General features: G+C 44.0%; 19 protein-coding genes. 2 read left to right on the top strand and 17 right to left on the bottom strand.

Going from position 1 to position 17,822, the window contains the following annotated elements:
- Positions 1 to 174 precede the first annotated feature (174 nt).
- Together EIZ39_RS22630 and EIZ39_RS22640 are read right to left on the bottom strand one after the other, a co-directional pair.
- Positions 175 to 645 (bottom strand): GntR family transcriptional regulator, encoded by a 471-nt coding sequence (locus tag EIZ39_RS22630; protein WP_164985267.1) that lies wholly within the window; start codon positions 643 to 645, stop codon positions 175 to 177.
- Between the two features lie 302 nt (positions 646 to 947).
- Positions 948 to 1,445 carry a YbaK/EbsC family protein gene (locus EIZ39_RS22640; RefSeq protein ID WP_129203183.1) on the bottom strand — a complete coding sequence of 166 codons (498 nt, stop codon included), beginning with the start codon at positions 1,443 to 1,445 and terminating at the stop codon, positions 948 to 950.
- Positions 1,446 to 1,579: 134 nt separating this feature from the next.
- Between EIZ39_RS22640 and EIZ39_RS22645 the strand changes: the two genes are divergently transcribed.
- The gene (locus tag EIZ39_RS22645) at positions 1,580 to 3,091 is read left to right on the top strand and encodes a carboxypeptidase M32 (RefSeq protein ID WP_129203291.1); all 1,512 of its coding nucleotides are present in this window, start codon (positions 1,580 to 1,582) and stop codon (positions 3,089 to 3,091) included.
- Between the two features lie 138 nt (positions 3,092 to 3,229).
- Here EIZ39_RS22645 and EIZ39_RS22650 read toward each other — a convergent pair whose 3' ends face one another.
- From EIZ39_RS22650 to EIZ39_RS22660, 3 genes are all read right to left on the bottom strand, one after another.
- Positions 3,230 to 4,702 carry a DHA2 family efflux MFS transporter permease subunit gene (locus EIZ39_RS22650; RefSeq protein ID WP_129203293.1) on the bottom strand — a complete coding sequence of 491 codons (1,473 nt, stop codon included), beginning with the start codon at positions 4,700 to 4,702 and terminating at the stop codon, positions 3,230 to 3,232.
- A gap of 238 nt (positions 4,703 to 4,940) precedes the next feature.
- Complete coding sequence (locus EIZ39_RS22655; RefSeq protein ID WP_129203185.1) at positions 4,941 to 5,708, bottom strand: DUF3891 family protein; 768 nt, start codon at positions 5,706 to 5,708, stop codon at positions 4,941 to 4,943.
- A 77-nt stretch (positions 5,709 to 5,785) separates the two neighbouring features.
- Complete coding sequence (locus EIZ39_RS22660) at positions 5,786 to 6,085, bottom strand: 2TM domain-containing protein (RefSeq protein WP_129203187.1); 300 nt, start codon at positions 6,083 to 6,085, stop codon at positions 5,786 to 5,788.
- A gap of 101 nt (positions 6,086 to 6,186) precedes the next feature.
- Between EIZ39_RS22660 and EIZ39_RS22665 the strand changes: the two genes are divergently transcribed.
- A complete protein-coding gene (locus EIZ39_RS22665) occupies positions 6,187 to 6,759 on the top strand; it encodes a hypothetical protein (protein ID WP_129203189.1) in 573 nt (190 codons plus the stop codon).
- Positions 6,760 to 6,829: 70 nt separating this feature from the next.
- Here EIZ39_RS22665 and EIZ39_RS22670 read toward each other — a convergent pair whose 3' ends face one another.
- The 12 genes from EIZ39_RS22670 to EIZ39_RS22725 all read right to left on the bottom strand — a co-directional run bounded on the left by EIZ39_RS22670 (position 6,830) and on the right by EIZ39_RS22725 (position 17,821).
- Entirely contained in the window at positions 6,830 to 7,195 is a 366-nt protein-coding gene (locus tag EIZ39_RS22670; RefSeq protein ID WP_129203191.1) for a group I truncated hemoglobin, read from the bottom strand.
- Positions 7,196 to 7,260: 65 nt separating this feature from the next.
- Positions 7,261 to 7,896: a hypothetical protein gene (locus tag EIZ39_RS22675; protein ID WP_129203193.1), complete on the bottom strand. Its 636-nt coding sequence runs from the start codon at positions 7,894 to 7,896 to the stop codon at positions 7,261 to 7,263.
- A gap of 9 nt (positions 7,897 to 7,905) precedes the next feature.
- Positions 7,906 to 8,265, bottom strand: coding sequence for a FixH family protein (locus EIZ39_RS22680; RefSeq protein ID WP_129203195.1), 360 nt, complete (start codon positions 8,263 to 8,265; stop codon positions 7,906 to 7,908).
- Between the two features lies 1 nt (position 8,266).
- Positions 8,267 to 8,932: an ABC transporter ATP-binding protein gene (locus tag EIZ39_RS22685; RefSeq protein ID WP_129203197.1), complete on the bottom strand. Its 666-nt coding sequence runs from the start codon at positions 8,930 to 8,932 to the stop codon at positions 8,267 to 8,269.
- Positions 8,929 to 9,726 (bottom strand): ABC transporter permease subunit, encoded by a 798-nt coding sequence (locus EIZ39_RS22690; protein ID WP_129203199.1) that lies wholly within the window; start codon positions 9,724 to 9,726, stop codon positions 8,929 to 8,931. The genes EIZ39_RS22685 and EIZ39_RS22690 overlap by 4 nt, the downstream gene beginning before the upstream one ends.
- Positions 9,723 to 11,036 (bottom strand): nitrous oxide reductase family maturation protein NosD, encoded by a 1,314-nt coding sequence (gene nosD / locus EIZ39_RS22695; RefSeq protein WP_240675913.1) that lies wholly within the window; start codon positions 11,034 to 11,036, stop codon positions 9,723 to 9,725. The genes EIZ39_RS22690 and nosD overlap by 4 nt, the downstream gene beginning before the upstream one ends.
- Positions 11,030 to 11,596 carry a hypothetical protein gene (locus tag EIZ39_RS22700; RefSeq protein WP_129203201.1) on the bottom strand — a complete coding sequence of 189 codons (567 nt, stop codon included), beginning with the start codon at positions 11,594 to 11,596 and terminating at the stop codon, positions 11,030 to 11,032. Before EIZ39_RS22700 ends, nosD begins: the two co-directional genes overlap by 7 nt.
- A 66-nt stretch (positions 11,597 to 11,662) precedes the next feature.
- The gene (gene nosZ, locus EIZ39_RS22705) at positions 11,663 to 13,531 is read right to left on the bottom strand and encodes a Sec-dependent nitrous-oxide reductase (RefSeq protein WP_129203203.1); all 1,869 of its coding nucleotides are present in this window, start codon (positions 13,529 to 13,531) and stop codon (positions 11,663 to 11,665) included.
- Positions 13,532 to 13,546: 15 nt separating this feature from the next.
- Complete coding sequence (locus tag EIZ39_RS22710) at positions 13,547 to 13,966, bottom strand: cytochrome C (RefSeq protein ID WP_129203205.1); 420 nt, start codon at positions 13,964 to 13,966, stop codon at positions 13,547 to 13,549.
- Positions 13,967 to 14,385: 419 nt separating this feature from the next.
- The gene (locus EIZ39_RS22715) at positions 14,386 to 15,687 is read right to left on the bottom strand and encodes a DUF4129 domain-containing protein (protein WP_129203207.1); all 1,302 of its coding nucleotides are present in this window, start codon (positions 15,685 to 15,687) and stop codon (positions 14,386 to 14,388) included.
- Positions 15,684 to 16,865, bottom strand: coding sequence for a DUF58 domain-containing protein (locus EIZ39_RS22720; RefSeq protein WP_129203209.1), 1,182 nt, complete (start codon positions 16,863 to 16,865; stop codon positions 15,684 to 15,686). The genes EIZ39_RS22715 and EIZ39_RS22720 overlap by 4 nt, the downstream gene beginning before the upstream one ends.
- On the bottom strand, positions 16,862 to 17,821 hold the full coding sequence (locus EIZ39_RS22725; RefSeq protein ID WP_240675914.1) for an AAA family ATPase: 960 nt from the start codon (positions 17,819 to 17,821) through the stop codon (positions 16,862 to 16,864). Before EIZ39_RS22725 ends, EIZ39_RS22720 begins: the two co-directional genes overlap by 4 nt.
- Between the last annotated feature and the right edge of the window lies 1 nt (position 17,822).

The following is a 17,822-nucleotide window of genomic DNA, read 5'->3' on the forward strand; positions in this document are numbered from 1 at the left end:
AGTATAGTGCGCTGCCAAGCGCACTAAAAGGTGCCCTCCTAGGGCACCCTCTAGTTATTTACCTCTTTTTCCATATCAATGTCTCTTGCAGGTCAATACCCATATGATCGCGCATCGTCAACGACAAAGGGAATAAACTCGTTCTTTAATTCTATTTATCTATAAGATATACTTTTAGCTCTCCAGACCCTTCATTTCTCGGATCCGCGGATAAACAGCAAGATTATGGCTGTTCAGCAAGGCTTTAGCCTTCTCCATTTCTCCTTTTTCTAAGAGGGATACAATTTCCTTGTGTTCTCTCAGAGAAGTTCTGATCGATTCTTCCTTCATAAACGCCAGGGATTGAAGGGAAATGAGAGGACTCGCCAATCGGGAGTATGTATTTTGAATCACTTCACTGCGACTAGCTTTAATGAGTTGGTAATGAAACTCATAATTTAGTTTGGCGTAGGCCCTACGCTCTAGACCTTCATTTCCCATTTCTACAATCAATTTCTTCATCTGCTCAAGGCACATCCCACGTTCGCGGGTATCCATTCGGTCTATGGAAAGAAGCTCTAAGTAATTTCTAATTTCTAATATGTCACGAAATTCTTCTGTCGTAAAGCCCTTTACCACCGTACCTCTTCTCGGGGTTTTCTGCACATATCCTTCTAAGTTCAATAAATAAAAAGCTTCCCGATAGATTTGTCAAAATTTATTAAATTATGGCACACTTATGCTGTCTATATGGTCAGAAGACATGATGGTCTTTGTTTCTCGTGAACATGAGCTAGCCGTACGTGAAAATATATCCCTTTTAGAGCTTAGGGAAGAGAATTTTTTGTATAGCAAGCTGACTTTGTCCCTCGAATTATCAGCATTGGGCTCGTCTCTGCCAATCTCGGTATCTTGGGTATTATCGGTAGCATAGACACAAAAAAGGAGCAGACCCCTGCTCCCTCCACCTACACACAGTCTTTTAGCTCCTCTTCATTCCATCCTTTACATACATCTACCCATTCCTTGGCCAAGGAATATTCGTAAAGCTCCTCACAGGTCAGTTCAATGGCCGAGTTCGTACTTCCGCAAGCAGGGAATACGGAGTCGAACCGCTTCATGGATATGTCCAAATAAACGGCAAGCTCATTCTTCAATCCAAATGGGCAAACCCCACCGATGGCATGTCCCGTCTGCTCTAGCACTTCCTCAGGGGTAAGCATACGAGCCTTGAACCCAAAGAATTCGCGAAACTTTTTATTGTCGATCTTCGCATCGCCTGCAGCAACAACTAAGATCGCTTGTTCCTCACTCCCTCGAAAAGACAAGGTCTTCGCAATCCGGGCAGGCTCCACCCCAATTGTATCCGCCGCTTGATCAACTGTAGCACTTAGGGTGTTAAATTCCATTACGTCACCATCGCGATCCCATTTCTTAAAATGAGATTTTACACTTTCCAAAGACATCTAATTCCCAGCCTTTCTCTTAAGATTATGTAAGGGATAATATTATTACTTATTCTGCATGAATATTTTGGCAAGCCCTCTAATGTACTATAATATAGATGAATAAGCCTATTCAACTGAAAGGAACCCTGCCGATGAGTATGGAACAAAGCCTACAAAGATTTAAAGAATTAGAACTTCGAATTTGTCATTTAAACAGTATCTCCTCTCTCGTTCAATGGGATATGGAGACCATTTCTCCCAAGTTAGGTCTACCTTACATGTCTGAGGCGGTTGGAACTCTTGCGCTCGAGATTTTTCGCCTAACCACGTCCGACGAGATGAAAGAATGTCTGGACGTCCTTATGGAATCTTCTAACTATGAGCCATTTGATCAAGCTACAAGGGCCTCCCTTCGAGAAGCGAAACGACAATACGATCAAACGAAGAAAATACCTGAAGCCCTTTACAAAGAGTACTCCATCCTCACCGCCAACGCCCAGCGAATCTGGCAAGAAGCTAGAGCTAAGAACGAATTTTCCCTATTCGAACCAAGTCTGCAGCGCATCATTGAGATCAACCGCGAATTCGCAGGATATTATGGCTATGAGGAGCATCCTTATGATGCTTTGCTAGATCAATTTGAGCCGGGATATACGGTCAAGGTTTTAGACGGATTATTTGGGACTTTACGAGCAAAGACCATTGATCTTTTGCAACGTATTCAACAATCCTCTTATCAACCAAAGACTAGCTTCTTGAAACAAAATTATCCGAAAAGGCAACAACAAGACTTCTGCCAAATCCTCCTTACCAAGCTTGGATTTAATAAAGAAGCAGGCATGCTTGCGGAAAGTGCTCACCCGTTTGCTACCGGAATCTCGTTGCAAAACGTGCGCATCACCACAAACTATCACGAAGACGATATCCGTTCCGCCGTTACAAGCGTCATCCATGAACTAGGACATGCCGTCTACGAACAAAATATTTCCAAAGATTACGAAGGAACCTTCGTAAGAGATGGCGCATCCATGGGGATTCATGAGTCTCAGTCCAGATTCTTTGAGAACATGATCGGGAGAAGCGAGGCGTTTTGGCGTGGTCTTTATCCAATGTTGCAGGAGCACTTCCCTCAAGAATTAGATTCAACTTCAGTGGAAGAGTTTCACCGCTCCCTTAATATCGTGGAACCCTCTCTGATTCGAATTGAGGCAGATGAACTCACGTATAATCTGCATATCATGCTTCGTTATGAGCTAGAGAAGGCCATGATGGCAGGAGAATTAAATGCCAAGGACTTGCCACTTGCTTGGAATAAAAAAATGGAAGAGTATCTTGGGTTAACCCCTCCCACCGATTCCGTTGGGGTCCTACAGGATATTCATTGGTGCTTTGCCATCGGGTATTTTCCGTCTTACACACTTGGCAATTTATATTCGGCGCAGCTGTATAACCACATTCAAAAAGAAATCCCAACCTTTGATCAATTGCTCATTGAAGGAAATTTGAAGCCAATCCTAGATTGGCTACACAATCATATTCATCAGCATGGGAAACTCTATACGCCATCTGAACTCATTGAGCGAGTCACAGGGGAGAAATTAAACTCAGATTACCTTATCCGTTACTTTGAAGAGAAATTCAATCACATTTATAAGCTGCATTAGGAATCTTAACAGAAAACTTCCGGTTATTCCCGTCAAGTCATGAGGACGGAACACTGGAAGTTTTTCTGCCAAAAAAATAGAAAGAAGGTGCCCCCTCGGGGTCAGTTTTACCGACCTTCGGAGCCACCTTCCTTCTTTCTAGTTATTCGCTAGTTTCGGTGACATTTTTTCACCCAGCGGTTCCATCCCGTCCATATCTTCAGCCGGCTTGGCTCGTTTAATAAAGAACGCTAGAATCAGCGCTATACCAGCAATAAAGACGGAAACAAAGAAAGCATCGTTAATCCCCTCTAACATCGCCTTCATCATGACTTGTTCATTCATCACTCCGCTCGCCGCTGCCATAAGTTCCGCTGCATGAACCTCGGTTCGATTGGACATGACAGTGACGAGTAATGCCGTACCAATCGCCCCAGACACTTGCTGCATCGTATTATTCATGGCAGTCCCATGTGGATAGAAACGCTTAGGCAATTGATTTAACCCATTCGTTGAAACGGGCATCATCACCATCGACATTCCTAACATCCGGATGGAGTATAAAACAACTAGATACGTATACGTCGTTTCGAGCGTTAATTGGCTTAAATAATAACTCGTGACTGTTGTGAGTGCAAGTCCGATAATCGCAAGGGTACGACCCCCATATTTATCAAACAGTCTACCTGTAATAGGGGACATTAAAGCCATAATAATAGCTCCAGGCAACATCATTAACCCCGCATCTAATGGGGAGATGCCTCGAATCGTTTGCACATAGATCGGCATCAGGACCATTCCCGAGAACAGTGCCATAGTCACGACCATAGAAATCGTAATCGAGAGAGCGTACATCGGATATTTATAAATCGTGAAATTAAGCATGGGTTTCTCTTGCTTTAATTGTCGACGAATAAAGATGACTATGGCCACCAATCCCAAAATAATCATTCCATAGACTTGTGGACTCGCCCATCCCTGTTTCCCTGCGGAGCTAAATCCATACAACAAGGCGCCAAATCCGACACTAGATAACACAAGGGAAAATGAATCTAAATGCAAATCAACTTTTTCCTTCTTGTCTTTTAATAAAAAGATACCGACCAACAAGATGGCAAAAGCAACAGGAGTCACGACATGAAACAGCATTCTCCAATCATAATGTTCGACTAACCAACCGGATAAAGTGGGTCCAATAGCCGGGGCTCCCATCATAATCAAACCAAAGACCCCCATGGCCGTTCCTCTTTTTTCGATAGGGAAGCTTACCAACATAACATTCATGAGTAAAGGCATCATGATCGCTGAACCTGCAGCTTGAGTCATCCGTCCCGCAAGCAAGAGCTCAAATACATGGGCTTCTCCTGCCATAATCGTTCCTATAGTAAAAATCCCCATTGCGGCTAGAAATAAATGACGTATCGAATATTTTTGAATTAAATAAGCCGTTGTTGGGATTAAAATCCCATTCACCAACATGTAACCTGTTGTAAGCCATTGAACTGTTGATGCTTCAACCTTCAAATCTGCCATGATGGAAGGTAAGGCAATATTTAAAAGAGTATTGTTTAATAACGTTAGGAATGCCCCAATCATTAAAATCGAGAGCATTCCATAAGGGGGACGCGACATATGAGTTTCTGTCGAGGTCAAAGTAATCTTCCTCTCATTGAACGTTAAGTTCGTTTTTTAACTACTAATTTACCCTATGTATCATATATCATCTCCAATTATATTTCAATAGCTAAACTTTTGTCATTACAATATCTTTGTAACAATTTATTTTAATAACTGAAATATTTTAAGGGATGTACCAAGGATTATTTTGTCCCAAAAAATAAAAGAGTCGACAAGCTATCTGTCGACTCATCTACATCGTACTTTCCTCGAGTGTAACCCTTAATTGCCTAGTCTGGGCAATAGCGTAAGACTTTACAACCCCTTTTTGACTGACATCGACCTTGTCGACTTCCTTGAATGGGATCGTGATTTCAAATCTATTACCAAAAGGAAACGGTTTCAACTGCACTTCTTGATCACCCATCCAATCCGCAACCAAGACGTTGTCACAGAAATCGGGAAAGGAAAAATGAAGCCCCTTGGCAAACCACTCATACTGGTTTCTCGGCGTCCCCGGCGGTTGCATACAAACGAATAACGAGAGCTCGTCACATAAAACAAGAGCGTTCAAGTGACGTTTAAGCTTCTCCTCTTGAGCATCCACTCTCTTTTTTAGTCGAGTTTGTCTTAGTTGTTCACGGTGAATAAACATCATCGTGTCCTCATTGATGAAGCGCTTGGCCAATGCCGTGTATAACAGACTGCACAATAGCGCTGCATATTCATTGACTTGTTCCACCTCATCTAACCCTTTGACATAATACTGAAATCGTATCTTGGCGGGAAAATCAAAGAACGTAAAGGGCTGATTTTTCGCATCATTCCACAAAGGGAATTGATCAAGATCAATCCAACCCCGATCATGCTGATAAGCGGCATAAATTAAATCCGCCCTCCGCTCATCACGGTTTAGCCAGTCGCTCTTCCAAGCAGACATTATATCCCCTGACACTTGGGCATGATCATGTTGAGTGATGAGGACGAACGTTTTTTCCTTTTCATATACAATCAATTTCATCACCGCCTCTTAGCAGCAATTTTATAAGGTGCTACCCGTGGCACAGGGCTTTAAGTCCCCTGTACCATATAGCTGACTTATTTTCCTTGATCCTTTTCCATGATTTCACGAATCTTCTTTTCTTCCCACTCTCGACTGAAGAGCCCCCCCAATGCGTATACAGAGAGTCCATGAACAGTCAATCCGATTCCCCAACCTAACAATGGCCAGTAAAACCAGTAGTTAGATGAATCATCCAGCATGTCTATGCCGAACAGTAGAGCATTGACTAAAATATAAATGATCAGGTGAATATAAAAGGACTTGATTCGGGCTACTTTTTTCTTCGCCTCAATATACTTTTCTGATTCCAATGCCTTTCTCTCTCCTTCTCCCATAAGGTATATATGTAAATATTACCATTATTTCCACCTGTTGAATACGTTATTGCAATATTCGTGGACTAAGGTTTAAATGGAAGGTAAGGGGTGATCCATCCATGTTATTTGTTCGAACAGCCACCACAGAAGATGTAGAAAAGATGATGTCGCTTGATTATCGAATTTATCCTAAACAATGGCATATCGAATTAGAAGCGGTGAAACAGAATTTTCGAAGAGGCACGCAACTAGGTCGAGTAGTCATAACCGAGGAAGGTATTAAGGGATATTTTGCCCACCTTCCCTTGCCGAGGGATGCGTTCGAGAAAGTCCTCCGAGGAGAACTTAAAGAAGGTGACCTAGCCAACTACGTATTACATTACGATAAAGAAAAGGAAGTCTACTTATACAGTGTTTCCTTTATTGTCGATATCGAGGATGAACACCGAAAATCTTATTCGAGAGCTCTTATTCGGGACATGCCTTATTTTTTCGGCTCCCTTGCCGAAGCTGGAGTAATTATTAAGGAATTAGGTGCCATTGTCATTTCCCCAGATGGGAAACGGCTGCTTGAAAGTATTGGCTATCATCATGACGGTCAAATGCTATCCTATGAGGGTGAGGAGTATCCTATTTACCGGGCACAGGTAGCTGACATCGTTGATTCCATAAACACCTTTACTCGACGATAGCCAGAAAACTATAAGGGGACCCAAACAAAAAAAGCTGATAATCTGTCTTAGACATCAGCTTTTACATATTTTACTTATAAATGATATCATCCTTCAAAGCAGCCACCTTAGATAACGCTTGGTCGATATCGGACTCACTTACGCCAAAATGCGCTAACGCGTCATGCAGATGCTTGGCAATCGCCTGGAAGTGCTCCGGTTGAATATTCATACCTTCATGCGCTTTGGCCATCGAAGATCCCGAATATTGGTTCGGTCCACCTAAAGCAAAACTGATGAATTTCGTTTGATGGAGGCGTTGTTTCTCCATATCCGTATGTTCAAAAAAGTGACTGACAGAAGGATCCTTTAAGACTAGCTCAGAATAGAAGTAATCCACCACTTTAGCGATGGTCTCCTCTCCCCCTACTTTATCGTAAATCGTTTGTTCTGACATGAGTACAGACTCCCTTCTATAAACCTCCTACTTAGCTTTTGTTCAAACATGGAAATCCATACCATCTACTTCTTTGCAAATTGAATATTTAAACTCCCCACTTGAGAAACCAAAAGCTCCTCGTACTTCTTCTCGGCAAGCATCGTGAGCTCTTTGCCTGCTGCCTCTGGATTCGCTTGTTTCACGTTCGCGAGAATATCTTGTTGGACCTTTTTCACAAGGACAATGCGCTGATGCTGAATCTCCTGCTGCTCCCAGAACTTTTCCTCCCCATAGTTACGGATTAACTCTTGAGCGACAGGCGAGCTTTGATAAGCCTTCTTGGCTTCGTCTATCCCCAACTCTACTTCCTCTTGTTGAGATGAGTACCCTTTCTCTTGAGCAAGTAAGGCGACAGCGCGCAGACGTATGATCTGGGTTAGGAGCATATTACGTTCCTTGGATTCCTCGATTCGTTGATCCCAAAACTTCATCGCCGCCTCTAGTTCCTGCCCCGTGTATCGTTTGCGGTCAGCTTCACGGTACATCTCAAGTTGAATGTGGTTAATCAGTTGATAAAAAGTTACATCTTCCTCCGTAATGCCTTCCCCGTTTATCGTCGCCACAGAAGAAGATGCAGAGCCTGCCTCTTTTTCGCCTGAACATCCTACAAGAAGCAATCCTATAGATAAAATGATGATGAAGAGTATCATTCGGTTCATCTGATCTCACTACTCCTTTATCGCGAATGGTATAATAAGTTCTTTATTTCGCTTCCCATCTGTTGCCGTAACGACTGCAATCCAATCTCCGCTCATGGGTAATTCCCCTAAGCCTTCATAGACCCCTTCCCCTTGATCCGAAAAATGCACCGCTACTGATCCATGATCCATATGCTTCATCTCTAGCTCTGCTTCAATCGTGAGACCGGACAATCCCTTCCCTCCCTCTTGAATGTGAAGCTTAAGAGGAACAGCTTGACCTGTGTAATGGGTTAGGGGCTCGATATCAGCTTGCCAATCTCCTCCCCCACATCCCCCTATAATCAGCACGAGCAACATCAGGACTAATCCCAACATCTTCTTTTTCATTTCAGCTTACCCCCTGACTCAAGGACTGCAGGTTAAACTCATCGATCGTATACTTGGTCATTTTTTGTTCCTCTAGAAAAGCGACATGAGTACAAATCTGTTTAATCTCATCCATGTGGTGTGAAGAAAAGAGAATCGTCTTATCTTTAAGGGATTTTAGGATATGAAGAATCTCAGTTCTTCCCATGGGATCGAGTCCGCTGGTCGGTTCATCAAGGATTAAGATGTCGGCTGGATAGTACAGCATAATCCCTAACCCAAGCCGTTGCAGCATTCCCTTTGAATACCCCTTGATCTTTTCATTCCGGGCCTCCCATAGCTCGACCATCCGCAAGCATTGTTCTATCTTTTCTTCCTTTGCCTCGTCCTCTAAAGAGGCAAAAAATCGTATATTCTCCTCTCCCGTCAATTGAGGATAGAGTTGAAACTTTTCTGGAAGATAGGCCACTCTTTTTTTCCAACCCTCTTGTTTTGATGAGATTCCTGCAATTTGCACGGTACCCTTCTGAATCGGCAAGATACCAAGAATCGTATGAATTAAAGTGGATTTCCCTGCTCCGTTCCGCCCTACCAAGGCACAAATTTCATGCTCACTAATTTGCAGCGATACGTCGTCAAGGATTCTTTTGTTTCGATAATGTTGAGTTAAACCCTGAATATCAATCATGGATAATTCCCCTTTCGCCCCTTACGAACTGCCCCTTCAAACAATGCCATTGTCCAAAAGACGAGATTAAATAGCATAAATAGAATAGGAGGCAACCAGATTAACCGCTCCATGAGTCTCGACATATGATTGATGGGAAACAACCCAATGGAAGTTTCTAAAAAGATTTGAAGAGCATGAATCGGGTTTAGAAAGTAGAGAAAAGAAAACAGCTTTATGTTTTCATAGTTTACGGCCGGCAAATAGAATAGGGTTACCAAATCAATCACGAAAAGAAAGAAAAACCAAGTGAACAAATTGAGTCCTACGATTTGCATCCGATTCGCCGCCACACTCCCCCAGAAGATCCCCATCTGCGAAAAGATGACCGATAAAACAAGCGTTGCGGTCCAAAAAGCAAGAAACGAAGTGACATCAAACGAAAATAGGAATTTCATCGGGAGAGCCAAGACAAACAACCACAAGGTCATCATCCCCATCATCACGACCTGTATAGCTAAGCTCTTTTTGAAGAGAAAGCCCCGATAAGACTCTCGCTTCGCTAAGAGAATGAGATGGGTTCGTTGTTCTTTTTCCTGCCATATCGAAAAAGAACCTATAAACAAGCAAAGCAAAGGAAGGAGGAGAACCATCATTTCATAAAGCGAAATAAGAAAAACAGTAAAGCCTTGTTCGACGGGATACGATTGAACCTGGAGCAACAGAAACAAGGAAACGATGCCTAGCATGATGAAGGATAACCATAGCCCTTTTCCTCTCGATTGCTCTTTAAACTCTTTCCATATATAAATCATCGTTCTACCTCCTTCCGTTTTCTTCGCCATATGATGAATATCACGACAACCCCAAGGGTCACCCAACCCAGAGGCAGGGATTGACCGGATGACATGAGAGGATGAGGATCATCCACCATGACCATTTGTTTTTGAGAGAATCTCCCTAGCAACTCATAGATACGAACTGCCGGGCTATTTAAAAATAAGTAGACCAGTTCATTTTCTTGTATAAGTTGATACAGGGTTGAGCTATACTGAACGGGTAAATCTCCAATCCCATCTTGATTCAGATCCATCATGGGATAGTCATTTCCCCAACGATTTCCTTTTCCATGTTCGCTCCAATGATTGTTTCCTTGTCCACCTATCATCAGAACGGGTGCCGTGTTGCGTTCAAAGTGATTTTCACTAAATATCTGTCCAGCTGAACTGGCCCATAACTCGATGCCTACTTGATTATTTATCAATTTGTTGCCTATAATCCGGTTTCGTTGGGACTGATCAATATAGAGAGCCCGCTGGTTATAGAAGAATTCATTATGGATAATCTCACTGTCATCACAAGCTTGAACCATCGCTCCGAAGGAACGTGTTCCTTGATGAAGAGTAAATCGATTATTCTCTAGACGAATTGATTTCGAGTGCATGAGTGTAGCCCCACCCACGTTAAAGCTAAACTCGTTACCTACTAACACATTACGATCGGAATACATATAGTGCAGACCATATCGGTTATGGCTGACACGATTATCTTCAACCTGACTGTCATTGGAATAATCGAAGAACATGCCGTCCCGCATGTGGGAGATGGTATTCCCTTGAAAAACATTGTGATTGGAATAATACACATGGATGCCATTCCCTTGACCCGCAATTTCTTGATCTCCTTTGCCCTTGATGGTCGTTTGAGAGATCTGGTTGTGATGGGCTCCGCTCAGATAGATACCATGATAGGAGTCAGTGATGGTCAAATTTTCGAGTAGGTTTCCATCCGACATCACCTTCACAGCTGCATATTCCTCTTCCGAATTTCGACTAAAGCTGCTGTGAGTAATATGAAGTCCTTCCAGTCGGACACCTGGAGCGGTAATGGTAATTACATTCCCTGTACCATCCCCCCGAATAACCGTTCCTTCTTCCCCACGAAGCGTCATGGGCTTATCGATAATGACATTTCCCTCATAAGGAGCAGCAGAGGATAAGGTGAGAACCCCACCCTCCGCTGTCTGTTCAACCAACCGTTGTAGATCGGAGCTTGCTTCCATAAGGGGTGCAGACCCCAGCATACAAAACAAACCTGTAGCAAGCAGAAGCCCTTTCTTTAACATCTCTTCCTCTCCTTCCACAGAACCCATAGAATAAGGAGAAAAGACGCCCCAAGTAGAAAAGATCCGGTAGAAAAATAACTATGGGTGATAAAGTTAGCGATTTGATTCTCCCCATATATCGGAGGAATGAAGGGATCAATCTTTATTGGTGCTTTAGGATCAAGGTTCGTTCCGAAGTCCTTTAGCCAGCGATGGATATCATAGACCCCTAACACCCCCCCAACAGCATAGAGTAGGGCCGTCGCAGCCAGCCCCTTCCATCTTCTCCACCACCCAGCACCTAAAACGAGTAGGGCCAAGCCGCCGATTATATAGGGCAAATAGTTTAACTCAGGGAAATTTTTTTCACTAAACTCCTTCATCCCGATGTAATGATTTAATCCATTGATGATTTCAATCTGTCCTTCAAGTTTATTAGGATACACGATGATATCGAGGCCTTCTGGATACTGTGGCGCGATAAATTGCATTCCCCACCACGGAAAGAAGAGACTTGCAAACAATAGGACAGAGGCTATCGATACAAGTAACGACGAAGACAGGGAAAGTTTTTTATTCATTTTTTTCATCCCTCTTTCCTTAAGATGGAAGGAGGGATCAGCTAGCCTGATCCCTGCTCCATGTGATTACTTTTTCGGCTTCACGAGTAGATACCCTGTCATCTCTTGATGCAGTGCCGAGCAGAAATTCGTGCAGTATAGCGGATAAGTACCGGCCTTATCTGCCTTGAATCTCAGCGTGTTCGTTTGGCCTGGCTGCACTTCAATATTGAGGTTATACATATTGATGGCAAAGCCGTGGGTAATGTCTTGATCTAAATCAATATTCGTTAAATGAAGAACGACATTATCTCCTTCATTGACTTCAATGACGTCAGGACGTTCTGATTTTGCATCAAAGATAAACTTCGAGCGCATCGCAATTCCATACACATGAACCTCATCCCCGATTCGTTCAATGCGTGTATCTTCTTGCTTCCAGACGGAGTTTGGTCTGTTCTCATCTTTTGGATAAACGGTGAAGGTATTGATTTTGTCAGCTTTAATCATCTGAGCGTAATGCGGTTCTGGATTCACAGGCGCGGATTGAATGACTTCCATCTTTCCAGAGATATCAATGAGCTGCATCGATTCCGGATGGGATGGTCCAACGGATAAGTAGCTATCCTTGGCAATTTTGTTTAGAGCAATCAAATACTTACCATCTGGGCTTACCGTATCTCCCTCCGCTGCAACGGAGTGTCCAGGAGAATATTGCACGGCTACACGATCAAGGGTCTCCCCTGTATTCGGATCCCACTTCACCACTTCAGAAGAGATGAACATGGTCGTATAAGCCATTCCCTTATCGTCAAACTGGGTATGCAATGGTCCTAGTGCATTCTCTGGATTGACTTCTCGTTCCATGACGGATTCATAGTTTAGAACAGGGATGCCGTTTCTCTCGCCTGCAAATTCCTTGTTTTCAATCGCAGCGAAAGCTTTCTCAAAAGAGAAGATCGTCATCGCTGGAGCCAGCTTCCCTGAAGCGATGAATCGCTTTCCATCTGGAGTCACGTCTACACCATGCGGAGACTTAGCTACAGGAATCAGGTAAATGGACCCTTTATGCTTTTCCGGGAAAATAATTTTCTGACCATTCACTTCATCAAACTGGCCATCAGCAACCATTTTCTCAAGTTCCTTCCAGTTAAAAAGAACGATATAATCACGATCGGCTTGAGACGCATTAATTTCTAAATTCGTGGTTGCTTCTTCCGTGTTATAGGTTGTTAGCACGGCCCAGTCCTTAGATATGCCTTTTCCAGCATCCGATAGGTCATAAGACCACGGCGGAAGAGCCACTTGCCAAGCTACATTTAATTTTTCCGTCTGCTCATCAAAGCTCACTGCAGACATTACTCCACGATACTTTTCACTGTATTCGTCAAGCGAAGCATATTCACTGCCTAATGGTACGGCAAATCGAGTAGGCAAGAAGATATATTCCGTATTGTCGGTCACGAAGGCTGCACAGTGCGGTCCGCTTGTATTAGGTACCTCGATAATATCGCGAACCGTAAAGGAATCAAGCCCCATCACCGCAGCCCGGCTGTTTCCGACATCCGTGGCAAACATCCATTTTCCGTCATAATCTCCATTGGTCTCGGAAAACGCCGGGTGATGTAGATCTCCCCATGTATAGCCTCCCATCAATTCCTTGGTATGCTCGTCCCATCCATATCCGGTAGCGGAATCATGGGAGAATACAGGCACGGTCCGAATATGTCTCATCGACGGAACCCCGTAGATAAACATTTGTCCGGAATGTCCTCCTGAAGCGAATAGGTAGTACTCATCCTTTTCCCCAAAAGGTACATACACCTTTTCAGCATTGCTTTTCACCGCAGGATCCACGGCAGCGGTTTTGGTTCCTACATTAAAGTCTGCGAAGAACACTGTCGCAGCTAAAAATCCTGCAGTCACCCCTGATAATACTGGTATCCACTTTTTCATTTCCTAGCCCCCCCTCTAATGTCCCGACGCTTTCTGTAAAGCTTCTATTAAAGCTTGGCGTTCTTCATCTGTTAACGGATTGCTTCCAAGCACACTAGACATGACCGCAGAAGTCGGCGCCTTCAGGAATTCGTCCAATGGCACCCCATGTTTATCGGCCACATTCATATAAGCCTGCGATAAGTCTGGTCCCGTCACTCCCCCATCCAGTCCGAGGCCAGATACGGCATGGCAAGCCAAACAACCTTTCTGAACAAGAACCTCTGTTTCTGCTGTTGTAGCTGCTGGCTCGGTGGTCGCGCTAACTGGAGCTGGCTCTGTTACTTGTGGCTCGACAACCTCTGCCACCTCGGAGCCCATTCCTTGATAAATCAAATATCCTAGTCCAAAGGCTAGAACAAATCCAAGTATAAATTGAATTCCTTTTTTGCCCATTTCGAACCTCCTTCGATCGAGTAATACTTACGTTGTAGAATCCGGATTCGATTGTTTCTCACTGAGATGCTTCTAGAATAAGCTAGATAGTAGATTCTGTTTGTGACAGATCTCACAAAAATGGAGGGTGTCATAATTTAGACATAAACGAACTAGATACCCCCTATAGGGTATAAACGAAGACATTTATGGGGTATTTGTCTACTCATCGTGGACCTGTAATTGAGGCACACAAGAATAGCGGGAGAAACTTCCGCTATTCTTGGAAAATGACCATTTCACCATGATATAGAAGGAATAAGTTCCGTTATTTCTCTTTAAACCAAATTGTATGCGCTTTCATGATGAAATAAAGGAAATTTATCCCCCTATTCAGTTCCTTTTCCCAGCAAAATAAAAAATAGCGGAAAAAGTTTCCGCTAAGATGTCCTGTATCCTCTTAATTCCGTAATCAGCTGACCAAATTCACGATCATCCACTTTCCTTCCACCTGAATAGTACGCTGCCGTATAACAGTCCCCTAACCTAATTAACATGGAACGTTGCGCATCCGACAACTCTACACGGCCAGCCAGTCGAATGCTATATTCCCTTGGGGTTTCAGCAGCAAGACGAGTTACCCCTTGTTTCCTTCCCCATTGCTCTACCTGATGAAAATACCAATAGAGCTGAAGAGCATAGTAACCCGGAAACTTCCTTCTCCACTTCTCTAAACATTGTCGCAAATAATTAACCAATCGACTCCAGATCGCCTTCCATGAGGGACGATTCCAAGTTTGTCTTATTTTAACAGGACTCCGGGAAACGGGCTTCATCCTCGGTCTATGCCCAAATACCAACCATAGCACGACAATTAACGAAACAAGCAAGAGAAAAAGGACCAATTGCCAAGGAAACGAAAGGCTCTGCACCCATTCTCCTTCCTGATTCCCTGGCGATACTTGTCCAGGTGCAGGAGGCAATACTCCCATCTCCTCGGTTACAGATACTAGACTAAGAAGCCAGGTGATCACCCCAAGAGCCCATTTTCCCAACCAGACGCCACCTTCTGCCAGATTGGTCAACAAGCCGACCATCCCTGTTCGTACTTGTGGCATGAGCACCGATAATCCGAACAAGATTCCTAATAAGACAACACCTAGCATGGGAACGGCCACATTCCCCATGCTTCCCACCGTTCTCACTTGAACCGATTCCTGTCCAGCCTCCTCTGGCTGTAGGGTGAAAACAATTGCCATCAAGCTTGCGAGGATTCCCACAACAAAAGGCAAGTGGAGGAACTGCTCCACATCTGGGTTCACCGTCATGAAGAGAACAAAGAGGATATACAATATGACATTTCCCTCAAAGCGCAAGATCAACTGCACACGAGTAGGCTCATGATAAACCAGATAACCGCTTCGGACATATAACACGAAAAGGAGAAAAGTTACCAAACCAGCATAGCCATAACCTGCCTGAATCCCTAATTTCCAACTCCCATACAGCTGAGGTAGGAGAGCAATTAAACTAACGCCAAACAAGACGGACACTTTCTGAGTCCATTTTTGCAAGAGCAAAGGAATCAAAAATCCCGTAACACCTATAAAGAGCCAGGTCCAAGGTAAAAAAAGCTCAGTCCTCTGCCACTCAATTTTGGCATACAGAGCTAATCCAAAATACAACCATATTCCTTCACTATAAAGGCATATCCCTCGTTTCAAGGCCGATCGCAGACTCACCCGATCCCCCCTTGCAGACTCTTGATCGACTTGGCTTGTCCTTCCAGCCTTTTTCCTTCGTCTGACTCCTCAAGATAGTAAAACATCATATAGGGCGCTCGTTTAGAATTCGCTCTAATCCATTGCACGTGTGATTCTTCCACCCTTTCACAAAAGTAAAAAAGGATAGAGGTCGGATTTGCTCCTATCCATTTCAATAAATGACCAGCGATAGGAGCATTCTCGACCCTGATTCTAGCCAGGTCATCCAACAGAGGGTTCAGCTTAGAAGACGGAGGGTGGTAGACGACTTGCCGACCCGCAGCGTTTGACGTGAAACCCACTTCGATTCCTCGCTGATGATACACAAGAGAAACGGAGGCAATAATAGATAAAACCCGTTCATAGGTCCCTGCCTCCCGCACCTCAAACCCGGCTGCATCAAACGCGATCATCAGCTGCCGAGGAAGAACAGGCTGAAACACCTTGGTCTGCAACGTTCCCGTTCTGGCACTAGCCAACCAATCCATTCTTCTCATTTCATCTCCACTCTGATATTCACGAATCCCCGTGATTTGGGTAGCATCCTCCAAAATCCCACCCTTTTTCCCTTTTGTTCCCCAGTGAAAAGTATGAACCAAAGATGGAACTGACACCGGGATAAGGGCGGGATACACATAAAGCGCCTTCATCAAATCCACCTTCAAGTCTGTCTCCGAGAAGCGAAAAGCATCTCCTGATCGAAGGACAATCTGTCCTAAGGAGTAAACTCCTCGTTGTAACGCCTGCCCTTCGATTTTCCAATTTACTCTCTGATAACCCATTAGCCAGAGAAAACGGATGATATAAGGCCCCTTCTCCATCTCCCGCCAGTGAATTCCGTCTTGGTCAACGAGTTCCCACTCCACCCAAACAAGGGGAAGCCACTTGTCATTAGAAAGGGTACACGTCACCGAGATCGGATCTGATGCAAATACTCGAGAACGTTCTAACTCCATGAGTGGCTGCAATCGATCTAATGATTTTCTTTTCCAATAAAGAATAACAACAGATATAGCCAACAGAAAGGTCGATACAAAGATCAATGGCGGATTTCGAAACCATAGGGCGCTAATCAGGAGAATCAGAACCCCAAAAATCATATACCGTTCAAACAACACACTCGTTTGGCTTGGCTTTTTTTCTTGTTCCTCTGTCATTTCTGTCTCCCTGTATGCTCTACTGGAAGCGGGGTCTTATCCATAATCTCTTGCAATACTGTCTCAGGTTCTCTTCCTGATATGGAGCCTTCCATACTTAACCTGATTCTATGGCTCCACACATAACCAATAAGCTCCTTTACATCGTCGGGCCGTACATAATCTCGTCCCTCGATGAGGGCCCATGCCTTTAACGCTTTATACAACGCTTTACTTCCCCGAGGGCTGACACCGACCGTAAGCATCGGATGATGACGACTTTCTTGGGCCAGAGTCACGATATATTTGATGATGGCTTCATGAACAAAGACCTTCTCTGCTTCTTGTTGCAGCGAAAAAATGGTTGATGGAGTCAGGACCGGCGCTAACGAGTCAAAAGGAAGCTGATCGCCAACCTTCATCAGCATCGCTTCCTCTTCCTCCACACTAGGATAGCCCAATTTCATCTTCATGAGGAAACGATCGAGCTGAGCTTCTGGTAGAGGAAAGGTTCCTTCCATCTCTATCGGATTTTGTGTGGCCATCACCAAGAAAGGTCGTTCAAGAGCAACCGTTCTTCCTTCAATCGAAACCTGTCGCTCTTCCATACCCTCCAGCAAGCTAGATTGCGTCCGAGGAAGAGCTCGATTGATTTCATCCACCAACAGAATCTGACTAAAGATAGGACCCCCTCGAAAGGAAAACTCCGACGTTTTAGGATTATAAATAGAAAGACCAATCACATCCGATGGAAGCAAGTCTGGGGTACATTGAATTCTCGAAAAGGAACAATCTAGCACTCTAGCAAACGCCTTCACCAGGGTAGTTTTCCCCATACCTGGGAGATCCTCCACTAGAATATGACCTTCAGAAAGCAGCGTGGTTATCAGAAGCTTCATCTCTTTCTGACGACCCATTACCACCTTCGATATCTCGCGAGCAACTTGTTGTAAAATGGAGCCGGAAACGGTATTCAAA

It is taken from the genome of Ammoniphilus sp. CFH 90114, from assembly GCF_004123195.1.
Classification (GTDB): domain Bacteria; phylum Bacillota; class Bacilli; order Aneurinibacillales; family RAOX-1; genus YIM-78166.